The sequence below is a fragment of the Arenimonas malthae CC-JY-1 genome, from assembly GCF_000747075.1.
Lineage (GTDB): Bacteria > Pseudomonadota > Gammaproteobacteria > Xanthomonadales > Xanthomonadaceae > Arenimonas > Arenimonas malthae.
This window is the reverse complement of the sequence record NZ_AVCH01000171.1, coordinates 1-25,731: the sequence shown is the minus strand read 5'-3', so window position 1 is coordinate 25,731 and position 25,731 is coordinate 1. Positions and strand designations below refer to the sequence as shown.

The window sequence follows — 25,731 nt, the reverse complement described above, 5'->3', positions numbered from 1 at the left end:
GGGCCGGGCGCGCGCCGGCCGGGGCGTCGGTGCCCATCGGGCCGCTGAAGGGCTTGCCCGGGCCACGCTTGCCCTTGCCCGCGAACGGCTTGCCGGCGCCACCACCGGGGCGGCCGCGGCCACGGCCGCGCGGCTCTTCGCGCACGTGGTCGAAGCGGCGCAGCTCGCGGGCCTCGTCGTCGATGGAACCGTTGACGTACGACGCCTGCTTGCGGTCCTTGCCGACGCGGATTTCGGTCGGGCGCGACTTGCGCTGGCCGATCACCGGCTGCAGGGTCAGCACCGGCGGGTTGTTCTCGAGCTGGAACTGGGCGCGCAGCTTCTGCACCTCGGCCTGCGGCAGTTCCTCGCAGTGGCCGCGCTTGAGCAGGCGGGGCAGGGGGATCGAACCGTAGCGCACGCGCTTGAGGCGGCTCACCTGGTACCCCTGCGATTCCCACAGCCGGCGCACTTCGCGGTTGCGGCCTTCCGACAGCACCACGCGGAACCAGGCATGCGAGTCGGAGCTGCCGATGCGCTCGATCTCGTCGAACTTGGCCGGGCCGTCGTCGAGCGCGACGCCGCGCGCCAGCCGGTCGACCACGGCATCCGGCACTTCGCCGTGGATGCGGCAGACGTACTCGCGCTGGATGTTGCTCGACGGGTGCATCAGCGCATTGGCGAGCTCGCCGTCGGTGGTCAGCAGCAGCAGGCCGGTGGTGTTGATGTCCAGGCGGCCCACCGCGATCCAGCGCGCGCCCTTGAGTCGCGGCAGCGCTTCGAACACGGTCGGGCGGCCCTCGGGGTCCTCGCGCGTGGTCACTTCGCCTTCCGGCTTGTTGTAGAGCAGCACGCTGGCCGGCTCGGTGAGCGCGGTGGCGACGAAGGTCTTGCCGTCGATGTCGATGCGGTCGCCGCCCCTGACCGACTGGCCGGTCTGGGCGACTTCGCCGTTGACCTTCACCAGGCCCTGGGCGATGCGTTCCTCGAGGGCGCGGCGCGAACCGAGGCCGGCCTGCGCGAGCACCTTGTGCAGGCGCTCCTCGATCTTGGTGGAAGAGTTTTCGCTGCCTTTCGCCTTCAGGGAAAGGACTTTGCGGGTGTCGCTCATTGCGTGTGCTCCGGCGCGGCGTCGTCGCCGGCCTCATCGGTGGAAGGGGCGGTCGTCGTCTCGACGGCGTCGTTGGTTTCTGGGGTTTCTTCAGCGTCGTCGGCGTCGGCGCCGGCTTCGGCCAGGTCGTGCGCCATCGCGGCATTCGCCACGCCGGCCGGCGGCAGGGTGTCGAAGGGCAGCTGCGGCTCGAGCTCGGGGATGTCCTTGAGCTCGGCCAGCGGCGGCAGTTCGTCCAGGCTCCTGAGCCCGAAGTAGTCGAGGAAGGCCTTGGTGGTGCCGAACAGCGCCGGCTTGCCGGGCACGTCGCGGTGGCCGACCACGCGGATCCACTCGCGTTCCTCGAGCTGCTTGATGGTGTTGGTGTTCACCGCCACGCCGCGGATCTGCTCGATCTCGCCGCGGGTGATCGGCTGGCGGTAGGCGATGAGCGCGAGGGTTTCCAGCGTGGCGCGGGTGTACTTGGTCTGGCGCTCGGTCCACAGGCGCGCCACCCAGGCGTGCACGTCGGCCTTGACCTGGAAGCGGAAGCCCGAGGCCACCTCGACCAGCTCGACGCCGCGGTTCGCGCTTTCCTCCTGCAGCTCGGCGAGGGCCTGCTCGATGCTGCCGGCCGGCGCGGGCTCGTCCTCGGGGAACAGGCCGGCCAGCTGGGCCAGGGTGAGGGGCTGCGGGGCGGCCAGCAGGGCGGCCTCGACGATCTGTCGGATCAGGGTCTGGTCCATGGACTCGCGGTTCGTGGGTTAGTCGTTCGGCGCGTCGGCGCCGTCGGAGGTCGGTTCCGGGAGGTCTTCTTCGCCGGGGCCTTCGCCCGCGGCCAGCGACTTCACGTAGATCGGCGCCAGCGGCGCTTCCTGCACGATCTCCAGCAGCTGCTCCTTGGCGAGCTCGAGGATCGACAGGAAGGTGACCACCACGCCCAGGCGGCCTTCCTCGGCGCTGAACAGGGTCTCGAAGCCGTGGAACTGGCGGTCCGAGAGCCGGCTGAGCACCTCGCCCATGCGCTGGCGCACGCTCAGCGCCTCGCGCCGGATGGCGTGGTGGGTGTAGAGCTCGGCGCGCTTGAGCACGTCGCGCAGGGCCATCAGCATTTCGCGCAGGTCCACCGGCGGCGGCTGGCGCGACACGGTGCGGTCGGGCACGTGCGCGCTGGCCAGGCTGGTGTCGCGATCGAGGCGGTCGAGCTGGTCGATGTCCTCGGCCGCCTTCTTGAAGCGCTCGTACTCCTGCAGGCGGCGCACCAGCTCGGCGCGCGGGTCGGCCTCCAGGCCTTCCTCGGCCGGCGGGCGCGGCAGCAGCATGCGCGACTTGATCTCGGCCAGGATGGCGGCCATGACCAGGTATTCGGCCGCCAGCTCGAAGCGCAGGTCCTGCATGACGCCGATGTAGTCCACGTACTGCCGGGTGATCTCGGCGACGGGGATGTCCAGGATGTCCAGGTTCTGGCGGCGGATCAGGTACAGCAGCAGGTCCAGCGGCCCCTCGAAGGCCTCGAGGATGACCTCGAGCGCGTCCGGCGGGATGTACAGGTCCTGCGGCATTTGCAGCACCGGCTGGCCCTTGTAGACCGCCAGCGGCATTTCCTGCTGCTGGGGCTGGGCCGGGAAGGCCGGGCGCTCGGTTTCGGGCGCGGCGGGTTCGCTCATCGAAGGCTCGTGCAAAGGTTCGTGGCTCTCATCGAGCGGGGGCCCCCCGGGCCCGGAATGTCGGTGTCACAGCGCCACGGGGTGGAAGCCCTGGCGCACGACCACGGGTTCGTCGCCCGTGCAATCCACGATGCTGGTCGGGCCGGGCTCGCAGTCCTCGGCGTCCAGCATCACGTCAACCCAACGCAACCAACGGTTGGCCACTTCTTCGGCCTCGTGGCTGTTCGGGTGTTCTTCGTCCGGCAGCACCAGGCTGGTGGACAACAGGGGTTCCCCGATGGACTCCAGCAGCATCCGGGTCACGCCGTGGTCGGGCAGGCGGATGCCGATGTCCCGGCGCTTGCTGCGACCCGCGTTCTTGATGCGCTTGGGTAAATCCGGGGAGGCCGGCAGGATGAACGTGCATGGCCCCGGGGTCAGCGATCGCATCAGCCGGAAGGCCCGATCGTCGAGCCGGGCCAGGCGGCCGGCCTCACTCAATTGCCGACAGAGTAAGGTGAAAGGGTGCCGGCTGTCCAGTTCGCGCAGGCGCTGCACGCGTTCCTCGGCCTCCCGGGACTCCAGGCACCAGGCCAGCGAATAACCCGCGTCGGTGGGCACCAGGGCCAGGCCGCCGGCCTTGAGGATCGCCACCGCCTTGTCCACGAGGCGCTGCTGCGGGGTGACCGGGTGGAGCATCAAGCGTTCTGCCATGCCTGATTGTGCCTGTCGCGGGCGGCCTTGCGGTAGCGTTCGACACGGGTCGCGGCCACGCTCTATCGTTCGCGCATGGACTTCATCTTCGACCCGGCCCGCCTCGATGCGCTGGCAGCCCGCGAGCGCGCGGCCTATGCCGCCGCCGACCCTTTCCCGCACCTGGTCATCGACGATTTCCTGCGGCCCGAAGCCGCGCGGGCGATTTCGGCGGCCATCCCGGGCCCGGGCGACGACATCCCCTGGGACCGCTACGCCGCCACCGGCTTCGAGATGAAGCTGGCCACCTCGCGCGAGGACGTGCTGCCGGAAACGGTGGTGCGCGCGCTGCACGAGCTCAATTCGGCGCCGATGATCCGCTTCCTCGGGCAACTCACCGGCATCGAACACCTGCTGCCCGACCCGCACCTGCTCGGCGGCGGCGTGCACCTGGTGGGCCCGGGCGGGCACCTGGGCGTGCACGCCGACTTCAACTGGCACCCGGCGCTGCAGGTGCACCGGCGCATCAACCTGCTCATCTATTTCAACGAAAGCTGGAAGCCCGAATACCTCGGCGACCTCGAGCTCTGGGCCACCGACGCCTCGCACCGGGTCAGGTCGATCGCGCCGGTGTTCAACCGGGCCGTCGTCTTCAATACCCGCAGCGATACCTTCCATGGCCACCCGGCGCCGCTGGCCACGCCCGAGGGCGTCTGGCGACGCTCGATCGCGATGTACTACTACACGGCGTCGCGGCCGGCGGAAGAGGTTCGCGAACCCCACAACACCCGCTACAAGGGCATGCACCTGGACTGAGGGTGCCGGCGGCCGCGTTGTTCGGCCATAATGGTTCCCGTCTTGGCGAAACAGGGGTCGCCAATGTGGTACGCCATCATTGGAACGGACAGGGAAAACTCGCTCGCGGCGCGGCTTGAATCGCGCCCGGCCCATCTCGCGCGCCTGCAGGCGCTGGCGGCGCAGGGCCGGCTGAAGCTGGCCGGCCCGCTGCCGGCCATCGACGCCGAGGACCCGGGCCCGGCCGGCTTCACGGGCAGCCTGGTGGTCGCCGAATTCCCCGACCTGGCCGCCGCCCGCGAATGGGCCGAGGCCGATCCCTACCTGGCCGCCGGCGTCTACGTGCGCGTCGAGGTCCGGCCGTTCCGGCCGGTGCTCCCGTGAGCCTGCCGCGCGAGGAACGGCCCGCCGCCATCCGGGCCATGCTCGAGGCGGCGCTGGCGCCCACCGAGCTCGAAGTGGTGGACGACAGCCACAAGCATGCCGGCCACGCCGGCGCCCGCGACGGGCGCGGCCATTTTTCCGTCGCCATCGTCAGCCGGGCCTTCGCCGGGCTGCCGCCGCTGGCCCGCCACCGCAAGGTCTACGCGGCGCTGGGCAGCCTGATGCAGAGCGACATCCACGCCCTGTCCATCCACGCCCGCACCCCCGACGAAACCTAGGCGGGGTGCGGCCGGGGCGCTGCTATACTGGCCCACGGCCGCGGCGTGGGGACCGCGATAAGCCAATCGAATCAATGACTTGGGACACCCCCGTGCCCCGTGGCCGGCTCGTTTGGCCGGCCGACTGAGAACCCAGAACCGATGCGCCTTTCGACCATCAAGCTGTCCGGCTTCAAATCCTTCGTCGACCCCACGGTGATGCACCTGCCGACCAACATGACCGGCATCGTCGGTCCGAACGGTTGCGGCAAGTCCAACATCATCGACGCGGTGCGCTGGGTGATGGGCGAAAGCTCGGCCAGCCGCCTGCGCGGCGATTCGCTGACCGACGTGATCTTCTCCGGCTCCTCGGCGCGCAAGCCGGTCAGCCAGGCCCAGGTCGAACTCATCTTCGACAATTCCGAGGGCAGCATCGGCGGCGAATTCGCCCGTTACGCGGAAATCTCGGTCAAGCGCAGCGTCAGCCGCGACGGCCAGTCGAACTACTACCTCAACGGCGCGCGCTGCCGCCGCCGCGACATCACCGACCTGTTCCTGGGCACGGGCCTGGGCGCCCGCAGCTACTCGATCATCGAGCAGGGCATGATCAGCCAGATCATCGAGGCCAAGCCCGAGGACCTGCGCGTGTACCTGGAGGAGGCCGCCGGCATCTCCAAGTACAAGGAGCGCCGCAAGGAAACCGAGTCGCGCATCAAGAGCACGCGCGAGAACCTCGACCGCCTGGGCGACCTGCGCGAGGAAGTGGACAAGCAGCTCGAGCACCTCAAGCGCCAGGCCCGCGCCGCCGAGCAGTACCAGGCGCTGCAGGCCGAGCGCCTGAACAAGGACGCCCAGCTCAAGGCGCTGGAATTCCGCCGCTACGACGCCGACCTCAAGTCGCTCAACGACGCGCTGACCCAGGACGAGATCAAGCTGCAGTCGCTGCTGGCCGACCAGCGCCAGGCCGAGGCCCAGATCGAGGCCTGCCGCAGCCAGCACGGCGAAGCCAGCGAGGCGCTGGGCAAGGCCCAGGCCGAGGTCTACCGCGTCGGCGGCGAACTGGCCCGCATCGAGCAGCAGATCCAGCACCAGAAGGAACTGCGCCAGCGCCTGGAAACCGCCCGCGCCGAGGCCGACGCGGCCTTCGCGCAGGTGGGCGAACACATCAGCGGCGACGAGCGCCAGCTGGCCGAACTGCACAACGCCATCGCCGCCGCCGAGCCGCAGCTGGCCACCCTGCGCGAGCAGGACGGCGGCCGCCAGGAAGCGCTGAAGGCCGCCGAGGCCGCGCTGCACGACTGGCAGCAGCGCTGGGACGCCTACGCCAAGGCGCAGGCCGAGGCCGCGCGCTGGGCCGAGGTCGAACGCACCAAGATCGAATACCTGGAAAAGCAGGCGCTCGACGCCGGCCGCCGCCGCGAGGCCCTGGCCAACGAGCGCGGCACCCTCGACACCAGCGCCATCACCACCGCCCTGGCCCAGCTCACCGCCGACCACGATGGCCAGAAGGCCGGCCTGGACGGCCTGGGCGAGCAGCTCGAGCAGCGCAAGGCCGCGCTCGCCGCCCTGCAGGAGCAGCAGCGCCAGCAGCAGTCGGAGCTGGCGGAAGTCCGCAAGCAGGGCCAGGCCGCGCGCGGCCGCCTGTCCTCGCTCGAGGCGCTGCAGCACGCCGCGCTGGGCCAGGAAAAGAACGTCGCGCTCGACTGGCTCAAGGGCCAGGGCATCGACGGCAATGCCCGCCTGGGCGAGGCGCTGCAGGTCGAGGCCGGCTGGGAAACCGCGGTGGAAACCGTGCTCGGCAGCCTGCTCGAGGCCGTCACCGTGGACGCGCCGGCCGATTTCCTCGACGCCATCGCCAGCCTCGGCCAGGGCCGCGTCGCCCTGGTGAGCGGCGAGGCCAGCGGTTTCGCCGCGCCGGCCGGTTCGCTGGCCGCGAAGGTGCAGGGCCCCGACGCCGTGCGCCGCCTGCTGGCCAAGGTGCATGCCGCGGAAGATGCCGCCACCGCGCGCCAGCTGGCGCTGGGCGAGGGCGAAGCCGCCGTCACCCGCGCCGGCGAATGGCTGGGCCCGGGCTGGCTGCGCGTGCTGCGCAGCGGCGAGGCCCAGCAGGGCGCGCTGGCCCGCGAGCGCGAAATCCAGTCGCTGCGCGCCGAAATCGAAGCGCTGGCGAAAAAGGAACAGGCCATCAACGAAGGCCTGACCTCGATGCGCGACAAGCTGCTCGAAGCCGAGCAGCACCGCGAGGACGCCCAGCGCGCGCTGTACCTGGCGCACCGCAGCGTGTCCGAGCTGGCCGGCCAGCTGCAGGGCCAGAAGAGCCGCCTGGAATCCGCCCAGGCCCGCGTCGGCCGCATCGACGGCGAACTGGCCACCCTGGCCACCACGCTGGAAGAATCCCAGGCCAATGCCCGCGAGGCGCGCGCGCGCCTGGAGCAGGCGGTGGCGAAGATGGGCGACCTGGAAACCGAACGCCAGGCGCTCGACGCCCAGCGCCGCACGCTCGGCGAGCAGCGCGACGCCGCCCGCAACAGCGCCCGCGAGGCCCGGGACGCCGCCCACCAGCTGGCGCTCACGCTCGAGTCGCAGCGCGCCCGCGTGGTGGCGCTGAGCCAGTCGCTGGCGCGCATGGGCAGCCAGAAGGCCCAGCTCGAGGTCCGCCTCAACGAGCTGCAGGCGCAGCTGGCCGACGGCGACGCCCCGGTGGTGGCCCTGCAGGCCCAGCGCCAGTCCGCGCTCGACCAGCGCGTGGTGGTGGAGCGCGACCTGGCCGCCGCCCGTTCCGCGCTCGACGGCATCGAGGGCGAGATGCGCAAGTACGAACAGGTGCGCCAGCAGCGCGACCAGCAGGCCCTGTCGCAGCGCGAGGCCATCTCGGCCAAGCGCCTGCAGCACCAGGCCCTGGAACTTCGCGCCAGCCAGCTCTCGGAGGCCATCGTGGCCGCCGGCCTGTCGCTGGACGAGGTGCTGGCTTCGCTTACCTCCGAAGCCGAGGTCGAGGCCTGGCAGAAGGCCGTGGCCGACATCGACGCCAAGATGCGCCGCCTCGAGCCGGTGAACCTGGCCGCCATCCAGGAATACGGCGAGCAGAGCGAGCGCAAGACCTACCTCGACGCCCAGAACGCCGACCTCACCTCGGCGCTCGAAACGCTGGAGGAGGCCATCCGCAAGATCGACCGCGAAACCCGCGGCCGCTTCAAGGAAACCTTCGACCGCGTCAACGCCGGCGTGCAGGAGCTGTACCCGCGCCTGTTCGGCGGCGGCCACGCCTACCTCGAGCTCACCGGCGAAGACCTGCTCGACACCGGCGTGTCCATCATGGCGCGCCCGCCGGGCAAGCGCGTGTCGAACATCTCGCTGCTCTCGGGCGGCGAGAAGGCGCTCACCGCGGTGGCGCTGGTGTTCGCCATCTTCCGCCTCAACCCCGCGCCGTTCTGCCTGCTCGACGAGGTGGACGCGCCGCTGGACGAGGCCAACGTCGGCCGCTTCAGCGCGATGGTCACCGAGATGAGCGAGAAGGTGCAGTTCCTGTTCGTCACCCACAACAAGGCGACGATGGAAGCGGCCAAGCAGCTCTCCGGCGTCACCATGCGCGAGCCGGGCGTCAGCCGCCTGGTGTCGGTGGACCTGGCCGAGGCCGCGCGCCTGGTCGGCGCCGCCTGACCCGGGCGCCGAAATCGGGCATCATTCCGCGGGCAAACAGGGAGATCCACCATGCTCGAAGGACTCAGCGACACCACGCTGCTGCGCATCGCCATCGGCGTCGCCGCGCTGGTCCTGTTCGCGGTGATCATCTTCACCAGCCGGCGCAAGCCGGGGCAGGGCAAGCGCACGCCGGCCCCCGCCCGCGAGGCCGGCCCCGGCACCCGCCAGGAACCGACGCTGCGCGAAATCCTCGAGGCCGACGCCAGCACCGCCGAATCCGGCGTGCCGCTGCAGCAGTCCGAACTGGACCTGCTCGAGAAGACCCTGGCCGGCGAACCCGTTCCGGACCGCGCGCCGGCCGGCCCGCCCGCGCCCGGCGCCCGCCCGGACGAGAACTTCGACAAGGTCGTCAGCCTGTTCCTGGCGGCGCGCGCCGGCCAGAGCTTCCACGGCCCCGACCTGGTGGTCGCGGCCGAGAAGGCCGGCCTGGTCTACGGGCACATGAACATCTTCCACCGCCTGGTGGACAACCACCCCGAGCTCGGGCCGGTGTTCAGCGTCGCCAACCTCATCAAGCCCGGCTCCTTCGACATGGCCCACATCCAGGACCTGCGCACGCCGGGCATCAGCTTCTTCATGGCGCTGCCGGGCCCGCTGCCCGCGCTCGACGCCTGGGACGCCATGCTGCCCACGGCCCAGCGCCTGGCCGAACTGCTCGACGGCGTGCTGCTGGACGAAGAGCGCAACGCGCTCGGGCGCCAGCGCATCGCGCACATCCGCGAGGACCTGCGCAACTACGACCGCAAGCAGAGCAAGTGGGACCTGCGCACCACCCGCTGACGCCGCCATGACCGCCGTCGCCCAACGCGCCGCCGAACTGCGGCGCCTGCTCGAAGACGCCAACCACCGCTACCACGTGCTCGACGACCCGGCCATCCCGGACGCCGAGTACGACGCGCTGCTGCGCGAACTGCAGGCGCTGGAGGAGGCGCACCCAGCGCTGCGCACGCCCGATTCGCCCACCCAGCGCGTGGGCGCCGGCGTGCTGCCGGGCTTCGAGCAGGTGGTGCACGAGGCGCCCATGCTGTCGCTCAACAACGCCTTCAGCGACGAGGAGGTGGGCGAGTTCGTCGGCCGCATCGAGCGCGAGCTGGGCGTGTCGGAGCCGGAGTTTTCGGTCGAGCCCAAGCTCGACGGCCTGGCCATCAGCCTGCGCTACGAACACGGCGTGTTCGTGCGCGGCGCCACCCGCGGCGACGGCGCCACCGGCGAGGACGTCACCCAGAACCTGCGCACGGTGAAGGCCATCCCGCTGCACCTGCGCGGCGCCACCCCGGCGGTGCTGGAGGTGCGCGGCGAGGTGTACATGCCGCGCGCCGGCTTCGAGGCCTACAACGCCCGCATGCGCGCCAGCGGCGGCAAGGTGCTGGCCAACCCGCGCAACGGCGCGGCCGGTTCGCTGCGCCAGCTCGACCCGAAACTGGCCGCCGCGCGGCCGCTGAGTTTCTACGCCTACGGCCTGGGCGTCACCGAAGGCTGGGCGGTGCCGCCGCGGCATTCCGCCATGCTGCAGGCGCTCAAGGCGCTGGGGTTCCCGGTGTCGCCGGAGGTGTCGGTGGCGCGCGGCCTGCGCGGCCTGCTCGACTATTTCGCCGCCATCGGCGCGCGCCGCGACGCGCTGCCCTACGACATCGACGGCGTGGTCTACAAACTCGACCGCCAGGACCAGCAGGCGGCCATGGGCTTCGTCTCGCGCGCGCCGCGCTGGGCCATCGCGCACAAGTTCCCGGCGCAGGAGCAGCTCACCACGGTCGAGGCCATCGAAGTGCAGGTGGGCCGCACCGGCGCGCTGACGCCGGTGGCGCGGCTGGCGCCGGTGCAGGTGGCGGGCGTCACCGTCACCAACGCCACGCTGCACAACGCCGACCAGATCGCGCGCCTGGACGTGCGCGTCGGCGACACCGTGATCGTGCGCCGCGCCGGCGACGTCATCCCGGAAGTCGTTCGCGTGGTCGAAGAACGCCGCCCGCGCGACGCCCGCGGCGAGCCGCTGAACCCGGCCTACGAATTCCCCGCGGCGTGCCCTGCCTGCGGCTCCCACACCGAAGCCGTGCGCAAGGTGCTCAAGCAGACCAAGGCCGGCGGCATCGAATACGCCGAGGGTGCGGCCATCGTCTGCACCGGCGGCCTGTTCTGCCCGGCCCAGCGCAAGCAGGCGGTCATCCACTTCGCCTCGCGCAAGGCCATGGACATCGAAGGCCTGGGCGAGCGTTTCATCGAGGACCTGGTGGACTTCGGCTACGTGCGCACCGTGGCCGACCTGTATGCGCTCACGCTGGACGACTTCCTGGCCATGAAGCGCCGCGCCGACGAACGCGACGGCACCGTGCCCGAGACCGTGAAGGCCGGCAAGGTGGCCACGAAATGGGCGGAAAACCTGGTCGAGGCCATCGCCGCCAGCAAGGCCACCACGCTCGAGCGCCTGCTGTTCGCGCTGGGCATCCGCGACGTCGGCGAATCCACCGCGCGCGTGCTGGCGCGCTGGTTCGGCGCGCTCGACCCGGTGATGGACGCCGGCGAGGCGGCCCTGCTGGAGGTGCCCGACGTCGGCCCGGTGGTGGCCGCGCGCATCGCCGGTTTCTTCGCCGAACCGCATAACCGCGAAGTCATCGCGGCCCTGCGCGCGGCCGGCGTGCACTGGCCGGAAGGCCCGCCCCAGCGCGCCGCCGAAGGCCCGCTGGCCGGCCAGACCGTGGTGCTCACCGGTGCGCTGTCCGCGCTCACCCGCGACGAGGCCGGCGTCCGCCTGCAGGCCCTGGGGGCCAAGGTGGCCGGCAGCGTGTCGAAGAAGACCAGCTTCCTGGTCGCAGGCGAGGCCGCCGGTTCCAAGCTCGACAAGGCCCGCGAGCTGGGCGTCGAGGTCTGGGACGAGGCCCGGCTGCTGGCCTTCCTGGCCGGAAACGAGGCCGTTTGACGCCAGTCATCCCGGCGCCCCGGCGCCGGCGTAAAGTGTGCGCATGAAGAACAGCAAGCCCACCGCCTCCGCCAAGGCCCTGCGCCTGCGCGCCGACCTATATGCGCTGATCCGGCGCTTCTTCGCCGAGCGCGGCGTGCTGGAAGTCGAGACGCCGGTGCTGTCCATGGCCGGCAACACCGACCCGAACATCGAAAGCTTCACGCTGCAGTTCGAGGGCCCGAAGTCGGCCGGCGCCGCCACGCGCTGGCTGCGCACCTCGCCCGAGTTCCCGCTCAAGCGCCTGCTGGCGGCCGGCATCGGCGACTGCTACGAGCTGGGCAAGGTGTTTCGCAACGGCGAGGCCGGCGCGCGCCACAACCCCGAGTTCACCATGCTCGAGTGGTACCGCGTGGGCTGGACCCACCACCAGCTGATGGACGAAACCGCCGAGCTGCTCAAGGCCGCGCTGGCCCTGGCCGGCCGCCGCGCCACCGTGCGCGACACCAGCTTCCGCCAGCTCTACCTCGACAAGTTCGGCTTCGACCCGATGACCGCGCCCGAGGAAGAGCTGCGCTCGCCGCTGGGCGTGTACGACATCGACCCGGCCGGCCTGACCCGCGACGACTGGCTGGACCTTCTGATGACCCACCTCATCCAGCCGTCCATCCCGGCCAGCCGCATCCTGCTGGTCTACGACTACCCGGTCAGCCAATGCGCGCTGGCGAAGATCCGCCCGGGCCAGCCGCCGGTGGCCGAGCGTTTCGAGGCCTACCTGGGCCCGCTGGAAATGGCCAACGGTTACCACGAGCTCACCGACCCGGTGGAGCAGCGCGCGCGCTTCGAAGCCGACCTGGCGCGCCGCCGCGCCCGCAACGCCGCCGAACCCGCCATCGACGAACGCCTGCTCGCCGCCTTGCCCAAGCTGCCCGACTGCGCCGGCGTGGCGCTGGGCGTCGACCGCCTGATGATGGCGCTGCTGGGCACCGACAAGCTGGCCGACGTGGTGGCGTTCCCGTTCGAGCGGGCATGAATCGATTCTGAGCCGGACGCGCCGCGGGCAGGGTGGTTGGACGCTTGTTCATGCACCGCTGCCTAGATTCAAGCCGTCGGCCACCGGGCCGGCGTGACGGAGCCAAGACGATGACCCGACTGATCCTTGCCGTGCTGGTGCTGCTGGCCGCGCTTCCCCAGGTGGCGCGCGCCGACGACCGCTACTACTACGACGATGGTCCGCGGACCCTGCGCTGCGAATCCAAGGACAACCGCGACCGTTACTGCCCGGCCGACACCCGCGGCGGCGTGCGCATCGTCGACCAGTACTCGCGCAACGCCTGCGTGCTCGGCCGGACCTGGGGCTACGACCGCGGCGGCATCTGGGTGGCGCATGGCTGCCGCGCCCGTTTCGAGATCGGTGGCGGCGGTTACGGTCGTCCTGGTTACGGCCCGCGACCGGGCTATGGCGACGGCCGCCCTGGCTACGGCTACGGCTACAACGAGCCGCAGATCGTGCGCTGCGAATCCCGCGACGGCCGCTCGCGCTTCTGCCCGGTACCGGGCCGCGTGCGCGAAGCCGACATCCGGCGCCAGCTCAGCCGCTCGCCCTGCGATTACGGCTACAGCTGGGGCCTGCGCCGCGGCGGCATCTGGGTGGACCGCGGCTGCCGCGCGGACTTCGTGGTGTATTGACGCATCGCCCGGAAAGGCGATCGCACGGAACCCGGCTTCGCGCCGGGTTCCTTCGTTTCAGGCCCTGGGTTTGCGCGGCGCGGCGGTCTTGCGGGGGGGCGCGGCCTTGCGCGGCGCCCGCTTGCGGGCCGCGGCCTTTTTCACGGGCGGCGCGGATTTCGCCGGCAACGCCAGCCCCGTCAGTTGCCTGCCCAGCGCGGTGGCGAGCTTGAGCGGCGGCATCGCCAGCGACAGCGCCTCGGTGCTCCAGGCCCGGAGCGTGGACGGCGCCAGGTTGAGCGCGCTGGCCAGCGGCGCCGGCAGCCAGTCGGCGCCGGCCTTGCGCAGGCGGCAGACGCTGTCGGCATAGCGCCCGGCGGCCCAGGTTTCGGCGACCGCGCGCACGGTGGCGGTGACCAGCGGTTCCAGCGGCGTGTAGCGCATCAGCGGGGCCGCCAGCGCGTCGGGCAGCCAGCCGCGCAGCAGGCCACGCAGGCCCTCGCGGGTGGCCAGCGGGCTGAGCACGGCCTGGGTCTGCGCCACCGCCAGCACGCCTTCCACTTCCCAGGCCGCCGGCTTGAGCCGGTAGCGCTGGTAGATGGCCTGCACCAGGCCGCGCTGGATGTCTTCGGTGGACTCGCGGCTGCCGGCGAAGCGCACGCCCGAGGGCACCAGCGGCCGCAGCAGCGGCAGCACGTCCAGCGACACCTGCAGCGCGGCGCCGGCGCCGGCCTTCACGCAGGCGGCGTGCAGCAGGCCCTCGATGCCGGCATCGGGATTCTCGGCGGGTTTGCGGCGGGTCGGGCGGCTGGCCATGGCCGAAGCATAACGCGGCGGCTGCGCGACGCGGCTTGGTAAACTCGGGCGATTGACCTTCACGGACGCCGCCATGGATTTCGACCGCTACGACCGCATCCGCCCGATCCGCTGGCAGGGCGACCACCTGGCGCTGCTGGACCAGCGCAAGCTGCCCTTCGTGGTCGAGGACGTGGCCTGCGCCGACAGCGACGCGGTGGCGCGCGCCATCCACGACCTGGTGGTGCGCGGCGCCCCGGCCATCGGCATCTCCGCGGCCTGGGGCGCGGTGCTGGCGGGAAAGGGCGTGCAGGCCGCCAACGGCGCCGAGGCGCTGGAGCGGCTGGCCCCGGCGCTGGACCGGCTGCAGGCCGCGCGCCCGACCGCGGTGAACCTGATGTGGGCGCTGGCGCGCATCCGCCGCGTGATGGCCGCGGCCGGCGCCGACTGGCGCGAGGTGCTCGAGCGCGAGGCCCGCGCCATCGAAACCGAGGACCTGGCCGCGAACCGCCGCATGGGCGCGCTGGGTGCCGCGCTGATCGCCCCCGGCAGCGGCGTGCTGACCCACTGCAACACCGGTTCCCTGGCCACGGCCGGCTTCGGCACCGCGCTGGGCGTGATCCGCGCCGGCGTGGCCGGGGGGCGCATCGCCAGGGTCTACGCCAGCGAAACGCGGCCCTGGCTGCAGGGCGCCCGCCTCACCGCCTGGGAGCTTCTGCAGGACGGCATCCCCGCCACGCTCATCGCCGACGGCGCCGCCGCCCACCTGATGAAGGGCGGGGCGGTGCAGTGGGTCATCGTCGGCGCCGACCGCATCTGCGCCAACGGCGACACCGCCAACAAGATCGGCACCTATTCGCACGCCATCGCCGCCCGCCACCACGGCGCGAAGGTGATGGTGGTGGCGCCTTCGTCCACCGTGGACATGGCCACGCCGGCCGGCGAGGGCATCGAAATCGAGATGCGCGACCCCGCCGAGCTGCTGTCCGTGGCCGGCACCCGCACCGTGGCCGAGGGCGTGCAGGCCTGGAACCCGGTGTTCGACGTGACGCCCGCCGGGCTGATCGATGCGATCGTCACCGAGAAGGGCGTGGTGGAGCGCCCGGACGCGGCCCGCATGGCCGCGCTTTTCGGACCCGGAAGCGCGGCCTAAGTGCTTGTTTTTCGCCGTCTAAGCCACCCCGCCAAGGGGTGGTTTCTGGTATGATTTCACGTCCCTGAAAGCACGCGCGCCGCGACCCCTCGCGCCGCCCTCCCGCACGTAGAGAACGGAAGCACGAATGGCAGACCTCGCGAAGGAAATCATCCCGGTCAACCTCGAAGACGAGATGCGCAAGAGCTACCTCGACTACGCCATGAGCGTGATCGTGGGACGCGCGCTCCCGGATGTCCGCGACGGCCTCAAGCCCGTGCACCGCCGCGTCCTGTTCGCCATGAACGAACTGGGCGCGCACAGCAACAAGCCCTATTACAAGTCGGCGCGAATCGTCGGCGACGTCATCGGTAAGTACCACCCGCACGGCGACCAGTCGGTGTACGACACGCTGGTGCGCATGGCGCAGCCGTTCTCGCTGCGCTACCTGCTGGTGGACGGCCAGGGCAACTTCGGCTCGGTCGACGGCGACTCCGCCGCCGCCATGCGATACACCGAGGCGCGCATGTCGCGCCTGGCGCACGAGCTGATGGCCGACATCGACAAGGACACCGTCGATTTCCAGCCCAACTACGACGAGAAGGAACTCGAGCCGACGGTGATGCCGTCGCGCTTCCCGAACCTGCTGGTCAACGGTTCGGCCGGCATCGCGGTGGGCATGGCCACCAACATCCCGCCGCACAACCTGGGCGAGGTCATCGACGCGGTCATCGCGCTCATCGACGACCCCAACGCCGGCATCGGCGACCTGATGCAGTACATCCCCGGCCCCGATTTCCCCACCGCCGGCATCATCAACGGCGCCGCCGGCATCCACGCGGCCTACCACACCGGCCGCGGCCGGGTGCGCATCCGCGCCCGCGCCGAGGTGGAGATCAACGAAGACAACGGCCGCGAGGCCATCGTCGTCACCGAGCTGCCCTACCAGGTCAACAAGGCCCGCCTGATCGAGAAGATCGCCGAGCTGGTGAAGGAAAAGAAGATCGAGGGCATCTCGGAGCTGCGCGACGAGTCCGACAAGGACGGCATGCGCGTCTACATCGAGGTCAAGCGCGGCGAGTCGGCGGAGGTGGTGCTCAACAACCTCTACCTGCAGACGCCGATGGAATCGGTGTTCGGCATCAACATGGTGGCGCTGGTCGATGGCCGCCCGCAGGTGCTCAACCTCAAGCAGATGCTCGAGGCCTTCATCCGCCACCGCCGCGAGGTGGTCACGCGCCGCACCATCTTCGAGCTGCGCAAGGCCCGTGCCCGCGCCCACATCCTCGAGGGCCTGACGGTCGCGCTGGCGAACATCGACGAGATGATCGAGCTGATCAAGACCTCGGAAAACCCGGTGGTCGCGAAGGAGCGCATGCTCGCCCGCACCTGGCAGCCTGGCCTGGTCGGCGCGCTGCTGGCCGCGGCCGGCGCCGAGGCCTCGCGCCCGGAAGACCTGCCGGTCGGCGTCGGCCTGCTCGCCAATGGCTACCAGCTCACCGAGGTGCAGGCCCAGCAGATCCTGGAAATGCGCCTGCACCGCCTCACCGGCCTGGAGCAGGAAAAGCTCACCGACGAATACAAGCAGCTGCTCGAGGTCATCCGCGGCCTGATCGAGATCCTCGAGAACCCGGAAGTGCTGCTCGAGGTCATCCGCACCGAGCTGCGCAACCTGCGCGAGGAATACGCCGACGCGCGCCGCACGGAAATCCGCCCGGGCGAGGAAGACCTTGACGTGCTCGACCTGATCGCCTCGGAAGACGTGGTGGTCACGCTCTCGCACGCCGGTTACGCCAAGCGCCAGCCGCTCACCACCTACCGCGCCCAGAAGCGCGGCGGCAAGGGCCGCTCGGCCACGGCGGTGAAGGAAGAAGACTTCATCGACCGCCTGTGGGTGGTGAACACGCACGACACCCTGCTCACCTTCACCAGCACCGGCCGCGTGTTCTGGCTCAAGGTCTACCAGCTGCCCGACGCCGGCCCGAACTCGCGCGGCCGCCCGATCATCAACTGGATCCCGCTGCAGGAAGGCGAGAAGGTGCAGGCCGTGCTGCCCGTGCGCGAGTTCGGCGACGACCACTTCGTGTTCTTCGCCACCCGCGACGGCACCGTCAAGAAGACCCCGCTGAGCGAATACTCGCGCCCGCGCTCCACCGGCATCTGGGCCATCAACCTCGACGAGGGCGACGGCCTGGTGGACGTGCAGCTCACCGACGGCAACCGCAACGTCATGCTCTTCGCCAGCAACGGCAAGGCCGTGCGCTTCGACGAATCGGAAGTGCGTCCCATGGGCCGCACCGCCACCGGCGTGCGCGGCATGCGCCTGAAGGAAGACGACGAGGGCCAGGGCGCCAAGGTGGTGTCCATGATCGTAGTGGACGGCGACGGCGACATCCTCACCGCCAGCGAGAATGGCTTCGGCAAGCGCACCGCGGTGTCGGAATTCCCGCGCAAGGGCCGCGGCACCCAGGGCGTGATCGCCATGCAGACCAGCGAGCGCAACGGCGAACTGGTGGGCGCCATCCAGCTCACCGAACAGCACGAGATCCTGCTGATCTCCGACCAGGGCACCCTGGTGCGCACCCGCGCCGCCGAAGTCAGCCAGGTCGGCCGCAACACCCAGGGCGTCACCCTGATGCGCGTGGCCGAGGACGAGAAGCTGATCGCGGTCGAGCGCGTGGACGTGCTCGAGGCCGAGGCCGACGAGGGCGACGCCGCCACGGAGCCGTCACAGCCCCAGCCGGAAGCTTGAACCCGGGCGGGCCGCGCGGAACCTTCCGCGCGGCCTGTACCCTAAGGGCGGTGACCTTCCGGAGGACCTGATGCCTGCCACCCGCTCCCGCGCGATCCTTTTCGCCGCCAACCTCTGGCTAGCCGCCGCCCCGGCGGCCCTGGCCGAACCGCCGGCCGCCGCCGCGCGTTCCACCGACGCCGCCACCATCGCCGCCGCCCGCGACAAGGTGCTGCCGGTGGTGGTGAGCATCCTCAACGTGCGCGAGGACTTCCAGCAGGGCGAACCGGTGCTCAGCGTGTCCTCGGGCAGCGGCACGGTGGTGTCGCCCCAGGGCCACGTGGCCACCAACGCCCACGTCACCCAGAAGGGCAAGAGCTTCCGCGTGGTGTTCGCCGACGGCCGCGAGCTGCCGGCGCGCCTGGTCGGCACCGACACGCTGTCCGACCTGGCCGTACTGCAGGTGCTGCCGCCCAAGCCCGAGACCTTCGCCTACGCCGAATTCGCCGACACCCTCGACCTCAGCCCCGGCGACACCGTGCTGGCCATGGGTGCGCCCTGGGGCCTGTCGAACTCGATGAGCGCGGGCGTGGTGAACAACCCGCGCCGCCTGCTGGTGTCGCTGTTCGACGACGAAGCCGACTACGAAGACCGCCTGGGCGCCGACGAACCCACCGGCCGCTACTACGCCTGGATCCAGCATGACGCCGCCATCGCCCCGGGCAACTCCGGCGGCCCGCTGGTGGACCTGGCCGGCCGCATCGTCGGCGTGAACACCCGCGGCATGATCTTCGGCGGCGACCTGGCCTTCGCCATCCCCGGCCCCGACGCCGGCGACGTGGTGCGCGCGCTGATCGCCGACGGCCGCATCGTGCGTTCGCACCTGGGCCTGCGCCTGCGTTCGCTCAAGGGCACGGGCCAGGACGAGGGCGTGCTGGTGAATGCCGTCGAGCGCGGCTCGGTGGCCGAAAAGGCCGGCCTGCGCGCCGGCGACCGCATCCTGTCGCTGGACGGCGCCGCCATCACCGCGCGCCAGCCGGTGGACGTGCCGGCGCTGCAGCGGCGCATCGCCGAGCTGCCGGTGGGCGCCTGGCTCACCCTGGAAGTCGCCCACGAGGGCCAGCGCCGCGAAGTGCGCCTGCAGACGGTGGCCCAGCCCGAAGACCGCGGCGAGGAGCGCGCCTTCGCGCCCTTTGGCGCATCGCTGGCCGAACTCACGCCGGCCATGGGCCGCCGCCGCAACCTCGAGGCCACCGAAGGCCTGCTGGTCACCGGCCTGCGCCCCGGCGGCCCGGCGGCCATCGCGCGCCCCGGCCTGCAGCCGGGCGACGTCATCCACCGCATCAACGGCCAGCCGGTGGCCAACCACGCCGCGCTCGAAGCGGTCGCCGGCCAGCCGCCAGCCGGCGGCAAGCCGCTGGTGGTTGAGTTCCAGCGCCAGGCCGAGCGTCGCGTGGCGCTGCTGGCGCCCATCCACGGCGACAAGCTGCGCACGCCGCTGCCCGAGATCGGCAAGGCCTGGGCCGGCGTCGAAGTGCAGCCGGTCACCGCCACGCTGGCGCGCGACCTGGGCCTGCCGGCGTCCGGCTTCCGCATCACCCGCGTCTACCCGGGCAGCCCGCTGGCGGCCGGCGGCGCCCGCGTGGGCGACCTGCTGTCGGCGGTGGAGGGCGTGGCCCTGCGCGCCGCCAACGAGGATTCCGACGACGGCTTCCACCAGCGCGTGCGCGACCTGGCCATCGGCGCCAAGGTGCGCTTCGACGGCTTCCGCGACGGCAAGGCGCAATCCTTCGACGTCACGCTGGCGGAATCGCCGGCCAACACCTCGGCGCTGCGCACGCTGGCGCTCACCCGCTTGCGCGCCCAGACCCGCGAAATGGGCTTCTACGACCGCGCGGCGCGCCGCCTGCCGGCTTCGCAGCAGGGCGTGGTGGTGGACGGCGTCGAAGCCGGCGGCCCCGCCGGCCTGGCCCACCTGCAGGGCGGCGACGTGATCGTGCGCCTGGGCGAGCAGGACGTCCGCGACCTCGCCGGCCTGCAGGCCGCGCTCGACGCGGCGCTGGCCAAGGGCAACGGCCGGGTCATCCCGGTGCAGGTGCTGCGCGGCCAGGAAACGCGCATCCTCTACCTCGAACGCTACTGGCTCACGGAGACGCCATGACTTTCGCCCGCCGCCTCGTCCTCGCCCTGGCCCTGGCCGCCGTGCCGGCGCTGTCCGCCGCGCACCCCGACGAGTTCGAGGACTACCGCGCCATCTACGCGCTGCTGGCCGAGCGCCACGCCGATGCCATCGTGACGGTGAAGTTCGTGATGTCGGTGACCAACTCCGGCAACGAGCAGCGCATCGAGGACCGCACCCAGGCGGTGCTGGTGAGCGAAGACGGCCTGCTGCTGGTGCCCGAGCGCACCATCAGCCTCGACCTCGGCACGCTGGGCAACCGCACGCCGGGCCAGGCCTCGCCGGTGGCCAAGTCCAGCGACTTCCGCGTGCGCCTGGCCGACAGCGAGGAATGGCTGCCGGCCGACCTGGTCACCCGCGACGGCGAACTGGGCCTGGCCTGGCTGCGCGTGCGCAACCCGGCCGGCAAGCTGCCGTTCGTGGACCTGGGGCAGGGCACCCCGGCCGAGCCGGGCATGGCCTTCTTCTCGGTGCTGCGCACCTCGGACGAGTGGGGCGGGGTGCCGGTGTTCCGCCCGGGCCTGGTGCTGGGCGAAACCCACACGCCCACCTTCCGCCTGCTGGTGGACGGCGTGCCGGGCCTGGCCTTCTCGCACGAGGGCAAGCCCATGGGCTACGTGGACGTGGACCTGGCCTCGATGATGCGTTCGCGCAACACCGGCGTCGGCATGGACATGGCCGACCTGGTGCTGCGCATGACCCCGATCGACAAGGTCGCCGCGGCCACCGCCCAGGCCGCGAAACTGCCGGTCGCCGGCGAGGGCTGAATTCCGCGCGGCGACCTATACTGCTCCCGTCCCCCGGGAGCCTGGCCATGGTCGTGAAGTCCGTCCTCCGCCGCGCGGCGGTACTGTTTTCGCTGGCGTTGCTGCTGGCCGTTTCCACGGCCTGCCGGCGCGACGCCAACCAGGTGCCCGAACTGCAGGGCGCCACGCCGGTGGATGCGCGGCCGGCCATCGAAGGCTTCGCGCTGGAAGGCGCCGGGCATGGCCGCCACGACGGCCAGGTGGCCATCGAACTGCGCTTCACCCAGCCTCTCGCCGCCAGCCAGGCCTTCGACGAACTGATCGCCGTCACCGCCGCGAACGACGCCCCGGTCACCGGCAGCTGGGTGCTCGACGAGAGCGCCAAGGTGCTGCGTTTCCCCTACGTCGAGGCCAGCCGCGATTACACCGTGGTGCTGCGCGCCGGGCTTGCCGCCGCCGACGGCAAGACGCTGGGCCGCGAAGAGCGCCGCACGGTGAACACCGGCCCGGTGGAGCCCGCGGTCGGCTTCGCCTCGCAGGGCAGCGTGCTGCCGGCGCGCGACACCCGCGGCCTGCCGGTGGTGTCGGTGAACGTGGGCGAGGTGGACGTCGAATTCCTGCGCGTGCGCGACGCCGAGGTGGCCAACTTCTTCGTCAGCTACCAGCGCGGCGGCCGCCGCGGCGGCTGGGACCTGGGCGACAGCCCCTGGCAGGACCGCGTGGCAATCACCCGCGTGGCCGACCCGGTGTACCTCAACCGCTTCGTGCTCGGCGGCGCCGAGAACGAGCGCCGGCTCACCTACCTGCCGGTGCAGAACATCGCCGAGCTGCAGGCGCCGGGCGTGTATTTCGCGCTGATGCGGCGCGTGGGCGGCTACAACGAGGACTACGACACCGCCATCTTCTTCGTCAGCGACATCGGCCTGCACCTGCGCGCCTACGGCGAACAGGTGTTCGTGCACACGGCCTCGCTGCAGTCGGGCGCGCCGCTGGGCGACGTGGCGCTGGAGGTGCTCGACCGCGGCGGCGAAGTCGTGGCGAAGGCCGCCACCGACGGCAGCGGCAACGCGCTGGTGGCCTATGCGCTCGACGCCAGCCACGTGCTGGTGGCGCGCAGCGGCAACGACGTCTCGGTGCTGCCCTTCAACCAGCCGGCGCTGGACCTGTCGGAGTTCGCGGTGGCGGGGCGCGCGCAGGCCTGGTTCGACGTGTTCGCCTGGTCGGGCCGCGACCTCTACCGCCCGGGCGAAACCCTGCGCGTGTCGGCCCTGATGCGCGACCACGACGGACGCGCCGTTAAGCCGCAGCCGCTGTTCCTGGGCCTGAAGCAGCCCGACGGCAAGGTCTACCTGGAAACCCGCCTGGATCCGCGCGAGGGCGGCTACTACGAATGGACCCAGGCGCTGCCGCCGGAGGCGCCCACCGGCCGCTGGCAGGTGGAGTTCCGCACCGCGCCGGGGGCGGGCGAGGTGGTGCAGGGCTTCTCGCTTCGCATCGAGGAATTCCTGCCCGAGCGCATGAAGCTGCAGCTCGACGCGGCGCAGCCCGCGCTGGCGCCGGGCGAGGCGCTGAAGCTGCAGGTCGAGGCCGCCTATCTCTACAGCGCACCCGCGGCCGGCAACCGCTTCACCGCGCGGCTGGCGGTGAGCCCCGAACTGCACCCGGTTGAATCCTTGCCCGACCACCATTTCGGCGACCCGACCCTGGGGCTGCCCAAGGACGCCAGGGACGTGCTCGACCAGGCGCTTGACGCCCAGGGCAAGCTCGAAGCCACGCTCGCGCTGCCCGAGGAGGCCGCCAAACCTGGCGCGCCCGTGGCCGTGGTGGTCAGCGGCAGCGTGTATGAAAGCGGCGGCCGCCCGGTGACGCGCAGCCTCACCCGCACGCTCTGGCCGGCGCCGCAGCTGGTGGGCGTGCGCCCGCTGTTCGACCCGGCCGAAGGCGCGCCCGCCAACGGCAACGCCGGCTTCGAAATCCTGCGCAGCGACGCCGCCGGCAAACTCTCCGCCGCCACTGGCCTGAAGGTGAGCCTGGTGCGCGAGATCCGCGACTACCACTGGCGCCGCGACGACGGCGGCTGGGCCTTCGACTACACCGCCCGCCACGAAACCGTGGAAACCCGGGAACTGTCCGTGCGCGCCGACGGCGGCACGCGGGTGGATTTCCCGGTGGAGTGGGGCGAATACCGCCTGGAAGTACTCGACCCCGCCACCGGCCTGCTCACCCGCCTGCCGTTCGTGGCCGGCTGGAGCTGGGACAACCAGAACCGCGGCCTCGACGCCCGCCCCGACAAGGTCAAGCTGGCCTTCGACAAGACCGCCTACCGCGCCGGCGACCGCCTGGTGGTGACGGTGACGCCGCCGCAGCCCGGCCCCGGCCTCCTTCTGGTGGAAAGCGACCGCCTGCTGCACGTGCAGCCGCTGGAAGCCAAGCCCGGCGCCAGCTACGAACTCGAGGTCACGCCCGACTGGGAGCGCCACGACGTGTACGTGACCGCGCTGGTGCTGCGCGGCGGTTCGGCGGTGGAGAAGGTCACGCCGGCGCGCGCCGTGGGCGTGGCGCACGTGCCGATGGACCGTGCTGATCGCCGCGTCGAAGTGACCGTCGAGGCGCCGGCGAAGGCGCTGCCCGGCCAGGCCCTGCCCGTGCGCATCGCCGCGCCGGTGCTGGCGGGCAAGACCGCCTGGGCCACGGTGTCGGCGGTGGACCTGGGCATCCTCAACATCACGCGCTTCCCGGTGCCCGACGCCGGCGCGCATTTCTTCGCCCAGCGCCGCCTGGGCGTGGATGCCTACGACCTGTACGGCCGCGTGATCGAAAGTTTCGCCGGCGAAACCGCCACGCTTCGCTTCGGCGGCGACCTGGCCCTGCCGGCGCTGCCGCAGGCGCGCCGCCCGACCGCGCGCGTGCAAACCGTGGACCTGTTCGCCGGCCCGGTGAAGCTCGACGCCAAGGGTGCCGCGACGGTGTCGGTGGACGTGCCCGACTTCAACGGCACGCTGCGCGTATCCGCGCTGGTGTTCGGCGAGGACGTGTACGGCCAGGCCAGCGCCGAGAGCGTGCTGCGCGCGCCCGTGCTGGCCGAGCTCAGCGCGCCGCGCGTGCTGGCGCCGGGCGACCGCAGCACGGTCACGGTCGACCTGCAGAACTTCACCGGCAAGCCGGGCGATTTCGCCGTCAGCCTCGATACCACCGGGCCCATCGCGGTGGCCGCGGGCAAGCGAACGGTCGCCCTGGCGCCGGAGCAGAAGGCCACGCTGGCCTTCGCGCTCAGCGGCACCGAAGGCTTCGGCACCGGCCAGCTGCGCCTGCGGGTGGACGGCGGCGGCCATGCGGTGGACCGTTCCTTCGAACTGCCGGTGCGCCCGGCCTGGGGCAGCGTGGCGCGCAGCCAGGCGCAGTCGGTGGCGCCGGGGGGCACGCTGTCGCTGGGCAGCGAGCTGGCGGCCGGCCTGATGCCGGGCACGGTGCAGGCGCGGCTTACGCTCACCGCGCAGCCGCCCATTCCGTTCGCGCAGGCGCTGACTGACCTGCTCGACTATCCCTACGGCTGCGTTGAACAAACGACCACCCGTGGCCACGCGGCGCTGCTGCTGGACGCGAAGTCCGCCGCCAGCCTCGGTTTCACCGGCCTGGGCGAAGACGCGCGCCGGCAGCGCCTGGAAGCCACGTTCAGCCGCCTCGCCGCGCTGCAGGCGGCCAACGGCCACTTCTCGATGTGGGGCGGCGGCGACACCGCGCCCATCCTGACGCCGGCCATCGCCGAGTTCCTGCTGGCCGCGCGCGACGCCGGCTTCGCGGTGCCCGAGGCCATGCTGCAGAAGGCGCTGGAACGCCTCAACGAGGACCTGCTCACCGGCGGCCTGCCGTTCTACGCCTACGACGCCTCCGACCACCTGCGCCTGGCCTACCAGGCCCACGCCGGCTACGTGCTCGCCAGGCTCAACCGCGCGCCGCTGGGCACGCTGCGCGCGCTGCACGACAACCAGCGTGGCAATGCGCTCACCGGCCTGCCGCTGGCGCACCTGGGCCTGGCGCTGGCGCTGCAGGGCGATGCCGCGCGCGCCGACGTGGCGCTGAAGGAGGCGCTGGCCAAGGCCTCGCAGCGCCCGCGCTGGCTGGGCGACTACGGCTCCGACCTGCGCGACGACGCGCTGGTGCTGGCCCTGCTGCGCGAGCACGGGCGCAAGGTGCCCGGCCAGGACGAACGCCTGCTGGCGCTCTCGCGTTCGCTGCAGGCGCGCGGCGCGGAAAAGCATGCCTGGTACAGCACGCAGGAGCAGATCGCGCTGGCCCGCCTGGGCCGCACGCTGGCGCTGGACGGCAGCCGCACCTTCGCGGGCCGCCTCACCGTGGGCAATGACACCACCCCGCTCACGCCCGACCGCCTCGCCGGCCGCGAGCTCGGCATGGGCGACCTGGCCGCCGGCGTGCGCTTCGTGCCGGAGGCCGAGGCGCCGGTGTTCGCCATCCTCGACGTGGCCGGCATCCCGCGCACGCCGCCGGCGCCCGACGACAGCGCCATCAGCGTCAAGCGCAGCTGGTACAACCCCGACGGCACGCCGTGGAAGCCGGGCCCGCTGCGCGAAGGCCAGGTGCTGGTGGCGGCGCTGCGCATCGAGGCGAAGGAATCCATGCCCGACGCGCTGCTGGTGGACCGCCTGCCCGCGGGACTGGAGATCGAGAACCTCAACCTCACCGACCCGGACCAGTGGGCCGACGTGAGCATCGAGGGCATCACGCTGTCCGAACGCGGCGCCGCCGCCGAGCTGGCGCACGAGGAATACCGCGACGACCGCTACGTGGCCGCGCTCAAGCTTTACCCGGGCCAGGCCGCGCAGCTGTTCTACCTGGTGCGCGCGGTGACGCCGGGCACCTACGTGGTGCCGCCGCCGCAGGTGGAGGACATGTACCGGCCGGAGCTGCGCGGCGTCGGCCGCGCGGTGCCGGCGACGGTCACCGTGTCCGAGCCCTGAGGGCGGCGCGGTGCGCGGCGGCCACGGGCCGTTCCTGGCCCAGCCGCGGCGGCGCAGGGGAGCCC

General features: G+C 71.8%; 17 protein-coding genes and 1 pseudogene. 13 read left to right on the top strand and 5 right to left on the bottom strand.

Going from position 1 to position 25,731, the window contains the following annotated elements; genetic code table 11:
• The 4 genes and pseudogenes from rluB to N790_RS09905 form a co-directional block, all read right to left on the bottom strand.
• Positions 1 to 1,090 (bottom strand): 23S rRNA pseudouridine(2605) synthase RluB (rluB, locus tag N790_RS09920; protein WP_084062834.1); only part of this gene is annotated, 1,090 nt, incomplete at its 3' end.
• 14 nt (positions 1,091 to 1,104) lie between these two features.
• Positions 1,105 to 1,815: pseudogene (gene scpB / locus N790_RS09915) on the bottom strand (SMC-Scp complex subunit ScpB); the annotation flags it as partial.
• 18 nt (positions 1,816 to 1,833) lie between these two features.
• Complete coding sequence (locus N790_RS09910; protein ID WP_084062831.1) at positions 1,834 to 2,736, bottom strand: segregation and condensation protein A; 903 nt, start codon at positions 2,734 to 2,736, stop codon at positions 1,834 to 1,836.
• A gap of 66 nt (positions 2,737 to 2,802) precedes the next feature.
• Complete coding sequence (locus N790_RS09905) at positions 2,803 to 3,414, bottom strand: L-threonylcarbamoyladenylate synthase (RefSeq protein WP_052385846.1); 612 nt, start codon at positions 3,412 to 3,414, stop codon at positions 2,803 to 2,805.
• A gap of 90 nt (positions 3,415 to 3,504) precedes the next feature.
• On the opposite strand from N790_RS09905, the gene N790_RS09900 reads away from it, so the two are divergent.
• The 8 genes from N790_RS09900 to N790_RS09865 all read left to right on the top strand — a co-directional run bounded on the left by N790_RS09900 (position 3,505) and on the right by N790_RS09865 (position 13,128).
• Positions 3,505 to 4,224, top strand: coding sequence for a 2OG-Fe(II) oxygenase (locus N790_RS09900; RefSeq protein WP_052385845.1), 720 nt, complete (start codon positions 3,505 to 3,507; stop codon positions 4,222 to 4,224).
• A 63-nt stretch (positions 4,225 to 4,287) separates the two neighbouring features.
• Positions 4,288 to 4,587: a YciI family protein gene (locus N790_RS09895; protein ID WP_043803784.1), complete on the top strand. Its 300-nt coding sequence runs from the start codon at positions 4,288 to 4,290 to the stop codon at positions 4,585 to 4,587.
• Positions 4,588 to 4,625: 38 nt separating this feature from the next.
• Positions 4,626 to 4,865, top strand: coding sequence for a BolA family protein (locus N790_RS09890; RefSeq protein ID WP_052385847.1), 240 nt, complete (start codon positions 4,626 to 4,628; stop codon positions 4,863 to 4,865).
• Between the two features lie 141 nt (positions 4,866 to 5,006).
• Positions 5,007 to 8,504 (top strand): chromosome segregation protein SMC, encoded by a 3,498-nt coding sequence (gene smc, locus N790_RS09885; RefSeq protein WP_043803782.1) that lies wholly within the window; start codon positions 5,007 to 5,009, stop codon positions 8,502 to 8,504.
• A gap of 51 nt (positions 8,505 to 8,555) precedes the next feature.
• Entirely contained in the window at positions 8,556 to 9,326 is a 771-nt protein-coding gene (gene zipA / locus N790_RS09880) for a cell division protein ZipA (RefSeq protein WP_052385844.1), read from the top strand.
• Between the two features lie 7 nt (positions 9,327 to 9,333).
• The gene (ligA, locus tag N790_RS09875; protein ID WP_043803780.1) at positions 9,334 to 11,460 is read left to right on the top strand and encodes an NAD-dependent DNA ligase LigA; all 2,127 of its coding nucleotides are present in this window, start codon (positions 9,334 to 9,336) and stop codon (positions 11,458 to 11,460) included.
• A gap of 43 nt (positions 11,461 to 11,503) precedes the next feature.
• Positions 11,504 to 12,472, top strand: coding sequence for an EF-P lysine aminoacylase EpmA (gene epmA, locus N790_RS09870; protein WP_043803778.1), 969 nt, complete (start codon positions 11,504 to 11,506; stop codon positions 12,470 to 12,472).
• 110 nt (positions 12,473 to 12,582) lie between these two features.
• A complete protein-coding gene (locus tag N790_RS09865) occupies positions 12,583 to 13,128 on the top strand; it encodes a DUF3011 domain-containing protein (RefSeq protein ID WP_043803775.1) in 546 nt (181 codons plus the stop codon).
• Positions 13,129 to 13,185: 57 nt separating this feature from the next.
• On the opposite strand, the gene N790_RS09860 is transcribed toward N790_RS09865, so the two are convergent.
• Positions 13,186 to 13,923, bottom strand: a complete 738-nt coding sequence (locus tag N790_RS09860) for a hypothetical protein (RefSeq protein ID WP_043803773.1) — start codon at positions 13,921 to 13,923, stop codon at positions 13,186 to 13,188.
• A gap of 73 nt (positions 13,924 to 13,996) precedes the next feature.
• Between N790_RS09860 and mtnA the strand changes: the two genes are divergently transcribed.
• From mtnA to N790_RS09835, 5 genes are all read left to right on the top strand, one after another.
• Complete coding sequence (gene mtnA / locus N790_RS09855) at positions 13,997 to 15,055, top strand: S-methyl-5-thioribose-1-phosphate isomerase (protein WP_043803788.1); 1,059 nt, start codon at positions 13,997 to 13,999, stop codon at positions 15,053 to 15,055.
• 127 nt (positions 15,056 to 15,182) lie between these two features.
• Positions 15,183 to 17,786, top strand: coding sequence for a DNA gyrase subunit A (gene gyrA, locus N790_RS09850; protein WP_043803771.1), 2,604 nt, complete (start codon positions 15,183 to 15,185; stop codon positions 17,784 to 17,786).
• Between the two features lie 70 nt (positions 17,787 to 17,856).
• Positions 17,857 to 19,926 carry a PDZ domain-containing protein gene (locus N790_RS09845; RefSeq protein ID WP_043803769.1) on the top strand — a complete coding sequence of 690 codons (2,070 nt, stop codon included), beginning with the start codon at positions 17,857 to 17,859 and terminating at the stop codon, positions 19,924 to 19,926.
• On the top strand, positions 19,923 to 20,711 hold the full coding sequence (locus N790_RS09840; RefSeq protein ID WP_043803767.1) for a hypothetical protein: 789 nt from the start codon (positions 19,923 to 19,925) through the stop codon (positions 20,709 to 20,711). Before N790_RS09845 ends, N790_RS09840 begins: the two co-directional genes overlap by 4 nt.
• Positions 20,712 to 20,758: 47 nt before the next feature.
• Positions 20,759 to 25,666 (top strand): alpha-2-macroglobulin family protein, encoded by a 4,908-nt coding sequence (locus tag N790_RS09835; protein WP_043803765.1) that lies wholly within the window; start codon positions 20,759 to 20,761, stop codon positions 25,664 to 25,666.
• Positions 25,667 to 25,731: the final 65 nt, after the last annotated feature.